Source organism: Lacinutrix sp. Hel_I_90, from assembly GCF_000934685.1.
GTDB lineage: Bacteria > Bacteroidota > Bacteroidia > Flavobacteriales > Flavobacteriaceae > Lacinutrix.
Map to the genome: position 1 here is coordinate 1,395,841 of NZ_JYNQ01000001.1, position 17,916 is coordinate 1,413,756.

Sequence of the window (17,916 nt, forward strand, 5' to 3'; positions counted from 1 at the left end):
CATAAACCTGACAAACAAAAAGAACCCGTTATAAATAAATAAGTTGATTCAACCAAACGTTTTATAACAGGTTAGCGTAGATAATCTATAAAATCGTCCAAGTTTTCAAGAAATCCTAAATAAAAACTAAGTCCTTGTAATATAATTTATTACATTTACCTCCCCAAAACTACTGGAATACAACATGAAAGATTATTTTTCTACAACCTACAGAAGAATGCTAGCATTAATAGCTATTGCTGGGATTATATTCTTATCCATGTGTTTTTTTGCTTTTTATTTTATTCAAGAGCAAGATAAAAGAATTATAGCCTTCCTAATTCTTGGATTTATAATCACCATGGGCTGCTATGTCTTTTTCTACAGAAAACTGATTGAAAAGCCCTTAAATTTAATTACAAAAGTTCTTGAGCAAAACGACACCTCTGCGATAGCAGAGCTTCAAAACTCATCAAAAGAGTTTTCTTATATTGGTGATTTATTTTTAAGTAGTAATCGACAAAAAGAAGAACTTAAGCAAGCTAAAGAAAAAGCTGAGGAAAGCGAATTGTTAAAAACATCCTTCTTAACTAATCTCTCTCACGAAATTAGGACGCCAATGAATGCTATTTTGGGCTTTTCAGATTTATTAAACTCTCAAAAATTAACCGATTCTGAAAAGACAGAATATGTAGACATTATAAGACGAAGTGGCAAAAACTTAGTCTCTATTATAGATGACCTCATTGAGATGTCTAAAATAGATACTAATCAAGTTAAACCAAATCATGTTGCTTTTAATTTGAATGCGGTTTTAAAAGATATCAAACAAACCATAGCAATCACTATCCCAAAAGACAAGCCATTAGACGTGTTTTTTGACGAACCTAAACACTCTGTTGTTTATCAACTTATAAGTGATGAAACAAAACTAAGACAAGTTATTGTAAACTTAGTTAACAACGCTGTTAAGTATACCGAGCAGGGCACTGTGAATTTTGGTTATAAAATTAATTCAGAAGACAACGCCCTAGAATTTTTTATTAAAGATACTGGTATTGGTATTTCGGAAGGTGAATTTTCGAATATCTTTAGCCGCTTTAATAGAATTCAGAACGATAAAACCATTAAATTAAGCGGCCTCGGTTTGGGCTTAGCCATTTCAAAAGCCTATATAGAAATGTTAGGTGGTAAAATCTGGTTAGAATCTAGAGAAAACATCGGCACTACTTTTTCTTTTACTATTCCTTTAAAACTGGATGGGTTGCCAGCGACCCCTGATAAAGAAATAGCAGTCAACACCGTCGATAAAGTAAAGCCTTTAAACATACTTGTCGCTGAAGATAACGACATAAACTTTATGCTATTACAGCGTGTTTTAAAAATAAGAAACTATACTGTTATTAGGGCAAAAAATGGTAAAGAAGCGGTTGCGATATGCAGAGAAAACAACACGATACAATTAGTGATAATGGATCTTAAAATGCCTAAAATGGGTGGCTTTGAAGCCCGGAAAATCATTAAAACCTTCAAGCCTTTTCTTCCAATAATTGCACATACGGCTTATTCCTCTACAGAAACTAAAAATGAGGTTTATGAAGCTGGATTTATTGATTGTATTACTAAACCACTGGATAAAACAGAACTTTTTAAAGTTATTGATAGAATAGAACACCTAACGCCTAATGTGGTATTGGTTTGAAATTAAAAAGCCCAACTTTTAAAGATTGGGCTTCTTTTTTCTATAATCAGAATACTAGTTAATACGCTTTATCGTGAACATTCGCTATAGCTCTTCCAGAAGGCTCATTCATGTTTTTAAAGGCCGCATCCCATTCTAGCGCAATTTTAGTACTGCAGGCTACACTTGGTTCTTGTGGCACACTACGCGCTGCTGCATCACTTGGAAAATGCCCTTCGAAAATTGAACGGTAATAAAACTCTTCTTTATTTTGAGGTGTCTGAATTGGGAACCTAAACTTAGCATTTTTCATTTGCTCGTCCGTAACGGCTTCTGCAACCACTTCCTTAAGGGTATCAATCCAACTATACCCTACACCATCACTAAATTGTTCTTTCTGTCTCCAAACAACACTCTCTGGCAACATGTCTTCAAAGGCTTTCCGCACCACCCATTTTTCCATACGCTCGCCATTAATCATTTTATCTTGTGGATTAATACGCATCGCCACATCCATAAACTCCTTATCCAAAAAGGGTACCCGCCCTTCAATACCCCAAGCGGCTAAACTCTTGTTAGCACGCAGGCAATCATACATGTGTAATTTATCTAACTTACGAACCGTTTCTTCATGAAATTCTTTGGCGTTTGGTGCCTTATGAAAGTATAAGTAGCCTCCGAAAATTTCATCTGCGCCTTCGCCAGACAACACCATTTTAATACCCATAGATTTAATTACTCTTGCCATTAAATACATAGGCGTTGAAGAACGTATTGTAGTAATGTCATAAGTTTCTATATTATAAATCACATCTTTTATAGCATCTAAACCTTCTTGAATCGTGAATTTAATTTCATGGTGTACTGTCCCAATATAATCGGCTACTTTTTGTGCTGCAGCTAAATCTGGCGACCCTTCCAATCCTACTGAAAAAGAATGTAGTTGCGGGTACCATGCTTTTTGAGTATCGTCTGACTCTATTCGCTTCTCTGCATATTTTTTTGCAATGGCAGAAGTTACCGAAGAATCTAAGCCACCAGACAACAATACACCATAAGGCACATCACTCATTAATTGTCTGTGTACAGCCGCCTCTAAGGCTTCTTTAATCTTCGCAATACTAGTCTCATTCTCTTTTACTGCCTCATAATCACTCCAATCTCGCTTATACCATTTTACAAAGGCCCCATCTTTGCTTGACATGTAATGCCCAGGCGGAAACAATTCAATTTTAGTACATACCCCTTCTAATGCTTTTAATTCTGAAGCGACATAGAACGTCCCGTTTTGATCCCATCCAATATATAACGGAATAATCCCCATATGGTCTCGTGCTATGAAGTATTCATCTTTTTCAACATCATAGATTGCAAAACCAAAAATCCCATTCATTTCATCTACAAAATCAACACCTTTCTTTTGGTATAATGCTAAGATTACTTCGCAGTCACTTTGTGTTTGAAAATCATAGGTACCTTCAAACTGCTTACGTAATGCTCTGTGATTATAAATTTCACCATTGGCAGCCAATATCAATTTTTTATCTGGGCTAAATAAGGGTTGTTTACCAGAAGCAGGATCCACAATCGCTAAACGCTCATGTGCTAAAATTGCTTTGTCATCACTATAAATTCCACTCCAGTCCGGCCCACGATGACGGATGGTTTTAGACATTTCTAATACCTGAGGTCTTAAATCATCAGATTTTTGTTTAAGGTCGAAAGCACATACAATTCCACACATAATTTTATATTTTTTAATGTTTTAATTCTAATTGATAAAGCAAATATGAGATTAATGTTTCATTTTTTAAACACATAAGTTAATAATGATTACAAATAACAACTAATTTCATTAAAAACAATAAAAATAAATATAATAAAAAGCGATTTTATCACTATTAGGTTAAATTTTATACGTTAGAAAAAAACCTTAACCTATTGCTAGCACAATTCTAGATTATTCAAAGTGTTACCAAAATAATCCTTGATTTTCATAGGAATTCATGAACCAATACACAGGAAAAACTTTCGGCCTCTATAGTCTGAGAGCCCGTTTTTTTTTGTTATTAAATCATTAAATAGGTATTAAGTAAAAGTAGAATGGTAACTTTACTAATAAGAAACTTATAGCCTATTAGTCATGAAATTTACGAAGATATTATTACTATTAATTAGCTTCAATACTTTTGCTCAAACCTGGCAGGAGGCACCAAACATTCCTTCAAATACTAATGGCACTCGTTTTGATGATGTCTTTTTTTTAAATGAAAGCTTAGGCTGGGCTGCCAATGGGTATAACGCAGCCGTTTTTAAAACGATAGACGGCGGTTTAAATTGGACCGAGCAACTTAACAATACCATACTAGGCAGCAACCACTATTTTAGAAATATTGAATTTCTAGACGAAAACATCGGATTCCTAGGTACATTAAATGGCAAATTCTACAAAACTACAGATGGTGGTGCTAACTGGGCAGACGTTATAATAACCCCCAATCCCCCCGCAATTTGTGGTATAGACGCCGTTGGCGCCTCAACAATATATGCGTGTGGTGCTTATTTTGAACCAGCACATATTATTAAGTCTACAGATAGCGGCGTGACATGGACCTATACAGATATGTCAGCCCATGCAAATGCACTCGTTGAAATAAAATTTTTAGATGAACTAAATGGCTTTGCTGCCGGAAGAAATAATACAGGAGCTGTTGTACTAAAAACAAACGATGGAGGTGCAACCTGGAGCACTATTTACAATGCAACAATTCCCGGGGAGTACATATGGAAACTTCAAATTTTAGAAAGCAATACTGATGTCATTTTCGGTTCGCTATATGCGAGTGCTCCTAATCCTGGCAAGTTAATTAAATCCTTAGATGGCGGTGTTACTTGGACAGTTTACAATGCTCCAGAAACAGATATTGAAGCTGTTGGTTTTATATCGGAAACAAAGGGCTGGATGGGAGGTCACAATACCGGTTTTTTTGAAACTTTAGATGGCGGTGCTACTTGGACTGATTTGAATATTGGTGGCAATTTAAACCGTATTTTTATAATGAGCAACGCGCTAGCTTATGCTTCAGGAAGCTCCATATATAAGTATACTTCAGAAACCTTGAGCACGAATACCTCTGAAATAATAACAAAAAAAGACCTCGAGATAAAATTTACAGAAAATCCAGTTGGTAAAGTATTAGAACTTACAATTAATTTTAATGCTCATGATAACCTTCTTATTGATTTATATGATATCAATGGTAAATTCATTAAACAATTAACGCGTGATACCATTAGAGACACCATAATTAAAACCTATTCATTTCCAGTAGAAGCATTAACTCCAGGAACTTACATTTTAAATTTTCATAATAACTCAGGAAGGACTGCTAAGAGATTTGTTAAGCTTTAGTTAATTTTTGTTTTTGGTTGAAATAGTAAATTTATTTTACGACTTTACTTAAACATCAAATTTAACAAACACTATTATTATGAAAAAATCAACTTTATTCACCGCTATTACTTTTTTGTTTTTGACACTCCTATCAGTAAATCTTAACGCACAAGAATTTTCAGATTTAGACAAAAGCCCAATGGATGTTGCTGCATTCCCATCAAGTTATAAAGAATCTAACAAGCTTGTAAAAATTACTTACAGCAGACCTCAATTAAAAGGAAGAACTCTAGAAAAATTGGCACCTAATGAAAAAGTATGGAGAACGGGAGCAAACGAAGCCGCAGAGATTACATTTTACGTAGATATGAAAATGGGAGACCAAGCTATCCCTGCTGGGACTTATACTTTTTATGTTATTCCTGGTGAAAAAGAATGGACTGCTATTATTAGCAAAGATTTAAATGTTTGGGGGAGTTATTATTATAATGAAGCCAATGATGTTGCAAGACTTGCAGTCCCTGTAAAAGACGCTGATGAATCTCTAGAAGCCTTTTCAATTGCTTTTGAAAAATCTGAAGACGGCGTTCATATGTACTTAGGGTGGGACAAAACGAGAGTTGCAGTGCCTTTCACAAAGTAAAATACAAACATTACAATTAAAAAAAGTCTTCACCCTGAAACTCATGGGAGAAGACTTTTTTTTATGGAATATTTAAATACTTATGCGTTTGTAGTGACACTTTCCATTTTGGATTTGCCATCACATAATCTACAATAAGAGGAATCATTGCATCTCGTTTACTCCACTCTGGTTGCATATATAAAATACAATCAGGGCCAACTTTAGCGGCTTCTTCTTCCGCGAAGCGAAAATCGTCTTTATTATAAATAATTGTTTTTAGTTCGTTGGCTTTTTTGTAAACACCTTCTGTTGGGAGTTTCATTTTCTTTGGTGACAAACAAATCCAATCCCAAGTGCCAGATAACTCATAAGCGCCAGAGGTTTCAATATGCACTTGCATCCCCTCTGCTTTTAATTGCCTAGTAAGCTCTGTCATGTCCCACATGAGTGGTTCGCCTCCTGTTACCACTATAGTATCACTATACTTTTTTGCATTGGCTACGATTTTTTCAGTTGCTGTAGGCGGGTGTAAGTCTGCTATCCAACTCTCTTTGACGTCACACCAATGACACCCTACATCACAACCCCCTATTCGAATAAAATAAGCAGCAGTTCCCTTATGGAAGCCCTCGCCTTGAATAGTGTAGAACTCCTCCATTAGAGGTAACATTTTTCCTTGGTTTACTAAATCTTGAATTTCTTGTTTCATATTTGCCGCAAAAATACAGTAAATAATCTTCTAATTAAAGGATCACTATATACGTTTTTTATTCTTTTTTTTTTAAAAAAAGAATAAAAAAATTGTGAGTTAATAAAAACTGTACTACTTTCGCCACAACCTATTTAATCAAAACCATGAAAAGATTCTCCCAAATTTTCATAGTGCTATTCGCTATTGGAACAACATTACATGCTCAAGTTGGCATCAACACATCATCACCTGACCCATCATCCATTTTAGATTTACAGAGTACAGATAAGGGGTTTTTACTCCCAAGAATGACAGCTACAGAGATTGGTTTAGTGGCAAATCCTGCTCACGGTCTTTTGATATTCAACACTGATACAAATAATTTCACTTATAATACTGGAACTAGCGCTAGCCCTGTATGGTCGTCTATTACTAATACACAGCCTGTGAGTAGTGATTCTGATAACGTTATCACTACAGGAACCGATGGCGGCGCCTATTTAGACAGAGCCGTACACATGGGTAAATTTATTATTTCTGGCACTGGTGCAATAACTGTTAGCGGCTTGCCTTTTCAACCTACGCAAATTAAATTTACCGCCTACGCTAATGTAGAGTCCTACAATTTAAACTCAGATAACGGTGTTGGAAACAATAACTCTAGTATTGCAAATGCATTTGGATCTATGTCTGGTTTTGCTACCAACTATAGTAGTGTCATAGACCAACAAACGATATATGTTGGCGGTTCTGGGAATTCAATTAATGATATTTCTAGATACGCGTCAAGCAGTCATTGTATTGGCATGAGATATTCTAACCAAAATGGTGATAATTTAGGAATCACCTCTGCTACTATTTCAAGTTTTAATCCGAATGGATTCACGTTGAATGTAGATAGTTATGCTGACAGTCTTGTGATTCTTTTTGAAGCTCATAGATAAACTTCACAAGTTTAGATAGTTTATTTATTATTAGTAGTTTCTTTTGTTTTGACTAAATAAACATAGGCGAACAAAGCGCGTTACACTTTAACGAAGTAAATACTAACAAAGGCCATTTTACAGCTAGAGTCGGCGATGGGTGATGGTGAAACTGCACAAGACCCTTTCTTAAAAACCCTCTAAAAAATGCCGCTTAAGAGATAATTGCAGGTTCTAAAACCGCAGGAAAAACAAGAAAACAAAAAGAAACTTACCGCTTATTGCGGTTGGGGCATGTTTCATTTAAACAGATATATCGTACTCTTAATCGATGATTTCTCATAAAATCATCGTTTTATTTTTAAAAAAGTTGTATTTTCGCCAGAAATTATACGACTATGAAAAGCCCCCTCATCTTAGTAACACTATTATGTGTTATAAACCTAACTCATGCTCAAGTTGGTATTGGTACCACCACTCCCGACGATGGTTCTATTTTAGAAATTCAAAGTACTACTGGTGCACTTGTTCCTCCCAGAATGAATGACATACAAATGAATGCTATTCCCACACCATTAAACGGCGCGATTGTATACAATACTACTAATCAAGCCCTAAATATTAGGACTAATGCAGCGTGGGAGCCCCTCTCTATAGGTAACAACAAAACTATTGTATTGAATAAGGAGTATAGCAACGGCAACAATGCCATCATTTCTAACAATAACAATTATCAGGATTTCCCATTAAACTCAACCGATATTATTTCTACCAATCCTTCTGTATTTGAAGTTGTTGGTAACGGCAAAATAAAAGTAAAAACAAATGGTATTTACCTCATGTCTGCTGAGATTTCTGTATCAAACATGCCACCGGGAAGCACAAAATATGTTCTTGCTGCAGAAAGAAACGGTGTATTGATTGGTTATTTATCCAGAGGCAATAACAACGGAACAGCGGTTGATTATTGGGGAACCACAGGTGTATTAATGTATGCTCTCCAAACAGACGACATCATAGCGTTTCGTTATGTAATAAATGATGGAACTTCATCATTTGATGCGAAATTTTTAAACATAGGAATGACTAAATTCAACTAAATCCAAATAAAAATTGCTTTTGCAATTTTAAAACTCTTAAACGCTTAAAGCTTTACTACATTTTGTTATTTTTGAATAAATATTCAAAAGTATGTCAAACACAGCATTTTTTTTAGATCATATTACTAAGGGATACCAAACTAAAGGCGATTTTATAACCTTAGGTTCGGCGATGCTTGACGGTCAAACAGTACAAGGTGCTTTTGTAAAAGTACCTTTAAAAACAATGAATCGTCATGGTTTAATTGCTGGTGCTACCGGTACAGGAAAAACTAAGACACTTCAAGTTTTAGCTGAAAATTTAAGCGATAAAGGCATTCCTGTGTTACTTATGGATGTAAAAGGAGATTTAAGCGGATTAGCGCAACCAAGTCCTGGTCACCCAAAAATTGAGGAACGTCACGAACTAATTGGATTACCATTTGAAGCCAAAGGTTTTCCTGTCGAAATTCTATCGCTCTCAGAGCAAAATGGTGTGCGTTTGCGTGCAACAATTAGTGAGTTTGGCCCCGTTTTATTGTCTCGTATTTTAGATTTAAGCGACACCCAAGGCGGTGTTTTAGCCGTCATATTTAAATACTGTGATGACAATAAATTACCCCTTTTAGATTTAAAAGATTTTAAAAAAATATTACAATACGCAACGGCTGAAGGTAAAGCTGAATTTGAAGCAGAATACGGAAGAATCTCTAGTGCATCTACTGGGGCTATTCTAAGAAAAATTGTAGAAATAGAACAACAAGGAGGCGACCGCTTCTTTGGAGAAAAGAGTTTTGAGGTTGAAGATCTCCTGCGCACTAATAGAGATGGAAAAGGCTATATCAATATCATTCGTCTAACAGATATTCAGGATAAACCAAAATTATTTTCAACCTTCATGCTAAGTTTATTAGCTGAAATTTATGAAACCCTACCTGAGCAAGGCGATTCTGAGAAACCAGAACTTATTATGTTCATTGACGAGGCGCATTTAATTTTTAATGAAGCCTCTAAAGCCTTACTCAATCAGATTGAAAGCATTGTTAAATTAATTCGTAGTAAAGGTGTTGGCTTATACTTCGTGACTCAAAACCCAACAGACGTTCCAGAAGGTGTATTAAGTCAGTTAGGTTTAAAAATTCAACATGCACTGCGCGCTTTTACCGCTAAAGATCGAAAAGCGATTAAATTGGCTGCACAAAATTATCCTGATACAGACTATTATAACACGGCTGAGATTCTAACCTCATTAGGAACAGGCGAAGCGCTAGTTTCTGCATTAGATGAGAAAGGCCGCCCAACACCTCTAGCTGCAACCATGATGCGTGCGCCAATGAGTCGCATGGACATTTTAACACCTAATGAATTACAAGCCTTACTGGATGATTCTAAATTAGTTTTAAAGTACAACGAAACTATTGATAGAGAAAGTGCCTATGAACTCTTAAACGAAAAAATTGAGCAAGCTGAAGAAGTCAAGGCAAAAGCAGAGGCTAAAGCTGAAAAAGAAGAAGCTGAAGCTAGAGCGCGAAAGGTCGATAGTCGAACAACTACGAGACGGAGAAGCAGCGCCCAAAATCCAATAATTAAAGTATTAACCAGTGCTACATTTATTCGTAGTGTGTTTGGGATTTTAAAAAAGGTCATCTAGTCCTTCGCTAAAAGGTAGAGCCCATGGTTTACAGTATGGCTATCACAATATTGAACACCTACTAAAAAACAGCTGACCCTAATAATAGATAAAAGAATGTTATATTAAGCGATGTAAAGTATCTAAAAAATAAAACATTTGATGATCTTTACATTTTAAGCAAAACAAATAAGATTTCTGCTCCCAGTTTCAAGTTTCGGGACAAAGAAATGAAAAAAAACTAATTAAATAAGGCTCCCGCTTTCTCGGGAAATAACTATGAAAAAAATAATGTTTACCCTTTTAGTGATTTCTATAATCATGACTTCTTGTGATAAAGAAGTAAATCCGTTTTTAATTTCTAAACAAAGTGTTGGTCTATTAACAGATTCGACTCAAGTTAAAGACATAAAAACCATTTTCGCCAGTGACTCTGTAGTTACAAAAATAGCAGGAGATGAATTTTTAGGAAACGTGAATGATATTGAGATTTATGAGAAAGGCGGTAAACATTTAATGTCATTATCACCAAAACAAGCCTTCGATTCTACGGCTACAATTGGAACTGTAAAAATTACTGATAGTCGTTATAAAACAGATAAAGGTCTTAGTACTCTTAGTACATTTGGTGATATTAAAACTAACTATAAAATTTCAAGTATTGAAAACACACTTCGAAACGTTGTTGTTTTTGTAAATGAAAGCAACATGTATTTCACCATTGCAAAACAAGAATTACCTGCAAATTTACGCTTTGACATGACTAAGGATATCGAGGCTATTCAAATTCCAGATGCAGCTAAAATCAAGTTTTTCATGATTGGTTGGTAGCACTTGATTCGCCGTTACAATGGCATTATTAGGTTTTTAAAATTATGAATTAATAGTAAAGAGAATTTTAAAGGCGGTTTCATATGCCAGTATAAAACTTTTAAAGCTAAAATACAAGACTCATGAATCCACTTTTTTCTAAATTTTTAATAGATGTAGCTCGTAAAAGAATTGAGGCGAAACAGCTAAAAAAACAACCGGTAACCCGCATTCAAATTGAACCAGTTCTAAACAACATAAAAGTTGAACTAAGTCATGCCATAAGAGAATCTATTTTCATTATTATTGGTGTTTTTTCAGCTGGTTTTGGGCTTAAAGGCTTTTTGCTACCCAACCATTTTATAGATGGTGGTGCCACTGGTATTTCGTTATTACTGCAAAATATCACTTCGCTTTCATTGAGTATTGTACTCGTACTTGTAAACATTCCCTTCCTAATTTTAGCTACTCAAACCATTGGTAAAAAGTTTGCCATGAAAAGTATTGTCGCCATAGCATTGTTAGCTTTAGCTGTTCACTTTATTGATTATCCAATAATCACAGAAGACAAGCTATTAATTTCAATTTTTGGTGGCTTCTTTTTAGGATTGGGTATTGGTATGGCGATGCGTGGTGGCAGTGTTATTGATGGCACCGAGGTATTAGCGATTTATTTGAGCCGAAAACTATCATTAACAATCGGTGATGTACTCCTTTTAATAAATATTATCATTTTTTCCATAGGGGCCTACGTGCTTTCCATTGAAACGGCACTTTATGCCATTTTAACCTATCTCGCTGCTGCAAAAACTGTAGATTTTATTGTAGATGGTGTTGAAGAATATATTGGGGTAACCATTATTTCTAAAGAATACGAAGCAATTAGAATCATGCTTACCGAAAAATTAAGACGCGCATGCACCGTTTATGCTGGTAAAGGTGGTTTTGGAAAACCAGGAGACAAATTTGATAAGGAAATCATTTATATTATTATTACTAGGCTGGAACTAGCACGCTTACAGACAGAGATTGATAAAGTTGACAAGAAGGCTTTTATTATTATGAATGTTGTAAAAGACTTAAAAGGCGGTATGATAAAAAGAAAGCCATTAAAATAGATACTATGAAAAAATACACAATACAAAACAAACCATTCGTCGTGCCAACTACAGACGGAAAATTAATAGAGGAGCATTTTGGACAAGCAACAGATAACAATAAAGAAATTAGTATTGCACATATGATTGCACCTGCTGGTTGGAGTGAACCGTTTCAAACACCAGAGTTCGACGAGTATACCTACATTATAAGAGGCAAAAAACAGTTCATTATTGAAGGCGAAGAAATTATTCTTGAAGCAGGTCACTCTATAAAAATAGAACGCAATACACGCGTACAATACTCAAATCCGTTTACAGTGGCGTGTGAATATATAGCGATTTGTACACCTGCTTTTTCTATGGATAAAGTAAATAGAGAAGAATAATACTTTTTCTCATTTAAATGGATTTTAAAAAGAACACGTATAAATGTCAAATTCAATTATTAAAATTATTGGTAACACCTTCAATCTCCTAAGTTATTTTTCACCAAGATATGCCTCAGAAAAAGCATTAGATTTATTTGCTACACCAAGACAAGGTCGCATTTTAGACAGTCAGAGAGCCTTTTTAAACACTGCAGAAACGGTTCATTTAAAATATGAAGACCTCAAAATTACAACGTACCAATGGAAAGGGAATGACAAAACCATTCTACTGGCTCACGGTTGGGAAAGTAACACACACCGTTGGGAAGATTTAATTCATCTTTTAAAAGATTTAGATTATAATGTGGTATCTCTTGATGCACCTGCACATGGCGCTTCCAGTGGTAAAAAATTTAATGCCGTAATGTATTCTGAATGTATACATGTGGCAGCAGAGCATTTTAATCCGCAAGTAATTATCGGCCATTCCGTAGGCGGTATGTCTACAGGCTTCTATCAATACACCTATCAAAACAAGTCCATAGAAAAGCTTATTTTATTAGGAGCACCTTCTGAATTTACAGGTGTTTTTAAGCGCTATGTTGAGATGTTAGGCTATAATAAACGTATTGAAAATGGCCTTAATAAACTAATTATTGAACGTTTTAACAAAGCGCCTTCTTATTTTTCATTAGCCAATTTTGCTAAAACAATTAAGACTAAGACGCTCATTATTCATGATATAGAGGATAAAATTATTCCCCATGACGATGCTGAACAAATTGCCAAAAGCCATAGTAATGTGGAATTCATTACTACCAACGGTTTTGGTCACGGATTAAGAAATGAAACGGTTTACGATCATGTTTTAGACTTCCTTGCTAGTTAAATTGTAACTTTGCAAAATGGAAATCTATTAGGGGTTATTTCTATTTTTAATAGCGCCATGACAATTAAAATCAATTTACTTATTAAAATGTAATGGATATAAAACTCACCAGACTTAATAAATACCTTAGTGAAGTAGGCTACTGCTCACGCCGTGAAGCCGACCGTTTAATTGATGCTGGACGTGTAACTATTAATGGTGTTGTACCAGAAATGGGAACAAAAGTAACCGAAAGTGATTTAGTTGAAGTGGATGGAAAACCAATTACAGACCGTAAATCTGATTTCGTCTATCTTGCTTTTAATAAACCCGTTGGCATTGTTTGTACTACAGACACCCGTGTGGAAAAGGATAACATTATCGATTTTTTAAAATATCCAAAGCGTGTTTTTCCTATTGGTCGTTTAGATAAACCCAGTGAAGGGTTGATTTTTTTAACAGATGATGGCGATATCGTAAATAAAATATTACGAGCGAGTAACAATCATGAAAAAGAATATCTAGTCACCGTAGATAAACCAATATCTCAAACCTTTATAAAAAGAATGGCCGGTGGTATTTACTTAGAAGATTTAGACAAAACCACCAAAAAATGCGCGGTTAAAAAAGTAGACTCCCATACCTTTAAAATTATTTTAACACAAGGTTTAAACCGTCAAATTCGCCGCATGTGTGAGTATTTAACCTATGAAGTAACTTCTCTGAAGCGCACGCGAATTATGAATATAAAATTAGATATTCCTGTTGGTGAATACCGTGAATTTACTGCTGAAGAATTAAAAACACTCAACTTACTTTTAGAAGATTCTGACAAAAACTACAAACAAAATATCGAAACTGAAAAAATTAAGACCATTAGCAGAAGAAAACAGTAGTATTAAAACACCTTTAAGAGTTTAACGTATTTTTATTAGTATAGCATTTAAATTTTCATAATTTTATATCAATATCAAAAACCATATAACTATGATTAAAGTTTTAGCGTTAGTGTTAACCGTTGGAGGAATGATCGGATTAATACTAGGTGTATTAGGCATCTTCGGAAACAATATTGTTAGTTTAAGTCCATGGGCACTAACTATCTTAGGTGTTGTTTTTTTCTTAGCAGGCGTATCTATGCTTAAATACAGAAAAGATGCACCAGCCACAGACCAATAAAGACATATGAACACAAAAACCCTCACGCCTTTTCATATCGCTATTCCCGTACATAATTTAGAGGATTGTAGAATTTTTTATCGCGACACTTTAAACTGTGAAGAAGGCAGAAGTAGTGACCATTGGGTAGATTTTAACTTTTTTGGTCACCAATTGGTTATTCATTATAAAGCACCGTCTAAAGAAGGTACTATCACAAATCCCGTTGATGGTAAGCAGGTACCCGTACCACATTACGGTGTGGTATTACCCTGGGAAACCTTTCAAGCTTTTGCTGAAGATTTAAAATTGAAAAACATTCAGTTTATCATTGAACCTTATATTCGTTTTGAAGGCTTGGTTGGCGAACAAGTCACCATGTTTTTTAACGATCCAGCTGGTAATGCCTTAGAGTTTAAAGCGTTTAAAGATCCCTCCCAGTTATTTGCTAAGTAGTTTTCTTTTTTACTTTTTCTGAAATATAAAAAGGAAAGTAAATCAATAAGAAATAAGGGATTAATAATACTTCAATCACAAAAATATAGCTAGGCCAACCGCCTAGATAATCTAGGATTGAAGCCGACACTGGCTTTTCATTAAGATAAGAATAATTTGAACCCAGAAGGGCATTGATTCTGAATAGTATTGCCATATACAGTTGTAATGCTAAAAAAGATTTAAAAACACTCTTTAGCGTTGGTCGCATTTTAAGAACAACGGTGGCATATAGGATGATAATAATTAATCCTAAATGTACTATCCAATACCTAAAGAAATCTAAGTCGGGAAAAGCATTGGGAATGTCTGGTGTTATGACGCCGTGTGTTGTTCCAGCAATAATCCAAAATAGCAGAATTTCGTATATCCAATATTTTCTGTAATAGGTAAAAACAAAAATAAAAAGCGAGATAAAACTGCATATAAACAGCGGCAAGTCTGTGATAACATTGTAATTCCCTTTCGAAACCAAATGTAAATGGTAAAACACAGTAGAGAGCGATACAAAAATACCTAAGCCATTAAAAAGCTGCTGTTGTCTTTTTAATTGACACCTGTTCTTAGCAAAATAAATAATGGCAGTACCAAGAAAAATCCCCAAGGTAATTGGTAGAATATGCTGCAAACTTCCAATTATAAATTCTTGATTATAAATAGGGTGTATAAAAAACATGGCTATTCTATAGCAAAAAACAGACTATGAAAGTCTGTGACGCTCTCGTGCTAACAAGGTGTTTTTAAGAAGCATAGCAATGGTCATTGGTCCAACACCTCCAGGAACTGGTGTGATAAAACTTGCTTTTTTACTCACATTTTCAAAATCCACATCACCAGTAATAATATACCCTTTTGGTGCACTCTCATCTGGAACTCTTGTAATACCCACATCGATTATGACCACATCGTCTTTAACCATTTCTGCTTTTAAAAAGTTAGGCACACCTAGTGCAGAAATAATGATATCTGCCTGAGACGTTATCTGTGTGATATTTTTAGTATGACTGTGGGTTAATGTCACTGTTGAATTTCCAGGAAAACCTTTACGTCCCATTAAAATACTCATGGGTCTTCCAACAATATGCGAACGACCAATAACGACCGTATGTTTTCCTTTTGTGGAGACGTCGTAGCGGTCTAATAATTCTAAAATACCAAATGGTGTTGCGGGAATAAAAGTAGACATGTCTAAGGCCATTTTTCCAAAGTTCATCGGGTGAAACCCATCAACATCCTTATCTGGATTTACAGCCATTAATACTTTTTGCGTATCAATTTGTGGTGGCAATGGTAACTGAACAATAAATCCATCAATAGCATCATTATTATTTAATTCCTCAATTTTATCCAATAACTCTATCTCACTGGTTGTATTAGACAAACGCACCATTGTAGACTCAAAACCGACACGTTCGCAAGCCCGCACTTTACTTCCAACATAGGTTAAACTCGCACCATCATTTCCAACAATAACAGCCGCTAAATGAGGTACTTTCTCACCATTAGCTTTCATTCTGTCAACTTCAGCCTTGATTTCGTTTTTAATATCGTTGCTTACTTTTTTACCGTCTAAGATTGTCATGTTTTGTTGTGGTATTTCTCGCAAAAGCGCAAAAGCGCAAAGCACATTAAATTAGGTCTGTTTTGTAAATACTTTTTTGTTAGCAAACTACAAACTGAAGACTGATTACTATTTACTTCATATTTTTCATCGCCTGCATCATTGCCTTTCCTTTTCCGCCCTGCATCATCTTCATCATCTTGCTCATTTGATCGAACTGTTTTAGCAATTGATTAACCTGTTGCACAGAAGTTCCTGAACCCTTTCCTATACGTTGTTTTCTACTCGAATTTATAACCGATGGGTTTGTTCTTTCCTGCACTGTCATAGAGTGAATTATCGCTTCAATATGCTTGAAGGCATCGTCATCAATATCTACATCTTTCATCATTTTACCTGCACCCGGTATCATGCCGACAAGGTCTTTCATATTCCCCATTTTCTTAATTTGATGAATCTGTTTTAAGAAATCATCAAACCCGAACTGGTTCTTAGCTATTTTTTTCTGAAGTTTTCTTGACTCCTCTTCATCAAACTGTTCTTGCGCTCTTTCTACCAAAGACACGACATCTCCCATTCCAAGAATACGATCTGCCATACGTGAGGGATAAAAGACATCTATCGCTTCCATTTTTTCACCAGTACCAATAAACTTAATTGGTTTATTCACTACCGATTTTATAGAAATCGCAGCGCCACCACGTGTATCACCATCTAACTTTGTTAAGATAACACCATCAAAATTAAGCACATCGTTAAACGCTTTTGCTGTATTTACAGCATCCTGACCTGTCATAGAATCGACCACAAACAAGGTTTCCTGTGGCTGAATGGCTTTATGAATGTTTGAAATTTCGGTCATCATTGCTTCGTCTACAGCTAAACGACCAGCAGTATCAATAATCACCACATTATGCCCATTTTGTTTTGCATGGGCAATACCTGCTTGTGCAATGGCTACAGGATTAGTATTGCCTTTATCACTGTAAACATCAATCTTAAGCTGATCTCCAACAACATGTAATTGATCTATCGCAGCCGGACGGTAGACATCACAGGCTACCAATAAAGGTTTTTTAGTTTTTTTAGTTTTAAGGTAGTTCGCTAATTTACCTGAAAAGGTCGTTTTACCAGAACCTTGTAAACCAGACATTAAAATAACGGTTGGTGTACCCGTCAAGTTTAAACCTGCTGCATCGCCTCCCATTAACTCGGTTAACTCATCTTTTACAATTTTAACCATTAACTGGCCGGGCTGCAAGGTTGTTAATACGTTTTGACCTAATGCTCTTTCTTTTACGCGGTTGGTAAAATCTTTCGCAATTTTAAAGTTAACATCGGCATCTAAAAGTGCACGTCGTACTTCTTTTAAAGTTTCGGCAACATTAACCTCAGTAATGCTTCCGTGACCTTTTAATACGTGTAGCGCTTTATCTAACTTCTCACTTAAATTATTGAACATGATTCTATATCTTTTTAAGAACAGCAAATTTAGGAATTTGAAGCGTATTTATAAAGTTTCAGCAACATAATTTAAAACAAAAAAAGAGCTAC

18 protein-coding genes are annotated in these 17,916 nt (G+C 35.2%); 13 read left to right on the forward strand and 5 right to left on the reverse strand.

Annotated features, from left to right (window positions below):
* The first annotated feature begins 184 nt into the window (after positions 1–184).
* Positions 185–1,681 (forward strand): ATP-binding protein, encoded by a 1,497-nt coding sequence (locus tag GQ46_RS06240; RefSeq protein ID WP_044399320.1) that lies wholly within the window; start codon positions 185–187, stop codon positions 1,679–1,681.
* A 58-nt stretch (positions 1,682–1,739) separates the two neighbouring features.
* On the opposite strand, the gene asnB is transcribed toward GQ46_RS06240, so the two are convergent.
* The gene (gene asnB / locus GQ46_RS06245; protein ID WP_044399321.1) at positions 1,740–3,404 is read right to left on the reverse strand and encodes an asparagine synthase B; all 1,665 of its coding nucleotides are present in this window, start codon (positions 3,402–3,404) and stop codon (positions 1,740–1,742) included.
* 399 nt (positions 3,405–3,803) lie between these two features.
* On the opposite strand from asnB, the gene GQ46_RS06250 reads away from it, so the two are divergent.
* On the forward strand, positions 3,804–5,072 hold the full coding sequence (locus GQ46_RS06250; protein WP_044399323.1) for a YCF48-related protein: 1,269 nt from the start codon (positions 3,804–3,806) through the stop codon (positions 5,070–5,072).
* 79 nt (positions 5,073–5,151) lie between these two features.
* A complete protein-coding gene (locus tag GQ46_RS06255) occupies positions 5,152–5,697 on the forward strand; it encodes a DUF2911 domain-containing protein (protein WP_044399325.1) in 546 nt (181 codons plus the stop codon).
* A 61-nt stretch (positions 5,698–5,758) separates the two neighbouring features.
* On the opposite strand, the gene GQ46_RS06260 is transcribed toward GQ46_RS06255, so the two are convergent.
* Positions 5,759–6,388, reverse strand: a complete 630-nt coding sequence (locus GQ46_RS06260) for a 7-carboxy-7-deazaguanine synthase QueE (RefSeq protein ID WP_044399328.1) — start codon at positions 6,386–6,388, stop codon at positions 5,759–5,761.
* A gap of 146 nt (positions 6,389–6,534) precedes the next feature.
* On the opposite strand from GQ46_RS06260, the gene GQ46_RS06265 reads away from it, so the two are divergent.
* The 10 genes from GQ46_RS06265 (at position 6,535) to GQ46_RS06310 (ending at position 14,762) form a co-directional block, all read left to right on the forward strand.
* Complete coding sequence (locus GQ46_RS06265) at positions 6,535–7,314, forward strand: hypothetical protein (RefSeq protein WP_156133111.1); 780 nt, start codon at positions 6,535–6,537, stop codon at positions 7,312–7,314.
* Between the two features lie 377 nt (positions 7,315–7,691).
* On the forward strand, positions 7,692–8,393 hold the full coding sequence (locus tag GQ46_RS06270) for a hypothetical protein (RefSeq protein ID WP_044399333.1): 702 nt from the start codon (positions 7,692–7,694) through the stop codon (positions 8,391–8,393).
* Between the two features lie 91 nt (positions 8,394–8,484).
* Positions 8,485–10,023 (forward strand): helicase HerA-like domain-containing protein, encoded by a 1,539-nt coding sequence (locus GQ46_RS06275; protein ID WP_044399335.1) that lies wholly within the window; start codon positions 8,485–8,487, stop codon positions 10,021–10,023.
* A 258-nt stretch (positions 10,024–10,281) separates the two neighbouring features.
* Entirely contained in the window at positions 10,282–10,833 is a 552-nt protein-coding gene (locus tag GQ46_RS06280; protein WP_044399338.1) for a hypothetical protein, read from the forward strand.
* A 122-nt stretch (positions 10,834–10,955) separates the two neighbouring features.
* Entirely contained in the window at positions 10,956–11,930 is a 975-nt protein-coding gene (locus GQ46_RS06285; RefSeq protein WP_044399341.1) for a YitT family protein, read from the forward strand.
* A 5-nt stretch (positions 11,931–11,935) separates the two neighbouring features.
* On the forward strand, positions 11,936–12,298 hold the full coding sequence (locus GQ46_RS06290; protein ID WP_044399345.1) for a cupin domain-containing protein: 363 nt from the start codon (positions 11,936–11,938) through the stop codon (positions 12,296–12,298).
* Between the two features lie 43 nt (positions 12,299–12,341).
* Positions 12,342–13,169: an alpha/beta hydrolase gene (locus tag GQ46_RS06295; RefSeq protein WP_044399348.1), complete on the forward strand. Its 828-nt coding sequence runs from the start codon at positions 12,342–12,344 to the stop codon at positions 13,167–13,169.
* A gap of 92 nt (positions 13,170–13,261) precedes the next feature.
* Positions 13,262–14,044, forward strand: coding sequence for a 23S rRNA pseudouridine(2604) synthase RluF (gene rluF, locus GQ46_RS06300; protein ID WP_044399350.1), 783 nt, complete (start codon positions 13,262–13,264; stop codon positions 14,042–14,044).
* A gap of 91 nt (positions 14,045–14,135) precedes the next feature.
* On the forward strand, positions 14,136–14,327 hold the full coding sequence (locus tag GQ46_RS06305) for a hypothetical protein (protein ID WP_044399353.1): 192 nt from the start codon (positions 14,136–14,138) through the stop codon (positions 14,325–14,327).
* 6 nt (positions 14,328–14,333) lie between these two features.
* Positions 14,334–14,762, forward strand: a complete 429-nt coding sequence (locus GQ46_RS06310; RefSeq protein WP_044399356.1) for a VOC family protein — start codon at positions 14,334–14,336, stop codon at positions 14,760–14,762.
* On the opposite strand, the gene GQ46_RS06315 is transcribed toward GQ46_RS06310, so the two are convergent.
* The 3 genes from GQ46_RS06315 to ffh form a co-directional block, all read right to left on the reverse strand.
* Positions 14,755–15,477 (reverse strand): TIGR02206 family membrane protein, encoded by a 723-nt coding sequence (locus tag GQ46_RS06315; protein WP_044399359.1) that lies wholly within the window; start codon positions 15,475–15,477, stop codon positions 14,755–14,757. The two genes, GQ46_RS06310 and GQ46_RS06315, sit on opposite strands and share 8 nt — an antisense overlap.
* Positions 15,478–15,501: 24 nt before the next feature.
* Complete coding sequence (locus GQ46_RS06320) at positions 15,502–16,383, reverse strand: bifunctional 5,10-methylenetetrahydrofolate dehydrogenase/5,10-methenyltetrahydrofolate cyclohydrolase (RefSeq protein ID WP_044399361.1); 882 nt, start codon at positions 16,381–16,383, stop codon at positions 15,502–15,504.
* A 112-nt stretch (positions 16,384–16,495) separates the two neighbouring features.
* Positions 16,496–17,824 (reverse strand): signal recognition particle protein, encoded by a 1,329-nt coding sequence (ffh, locus tag GQ46_RS06325; RefSeq protein WP_044399364.1) that lies wholly within the window; start codon positions 17,822–17,824, stop codon positions 16,496–16,498.
* Positions 17,825–17,916: the final 92 nt, after the last annotated feature.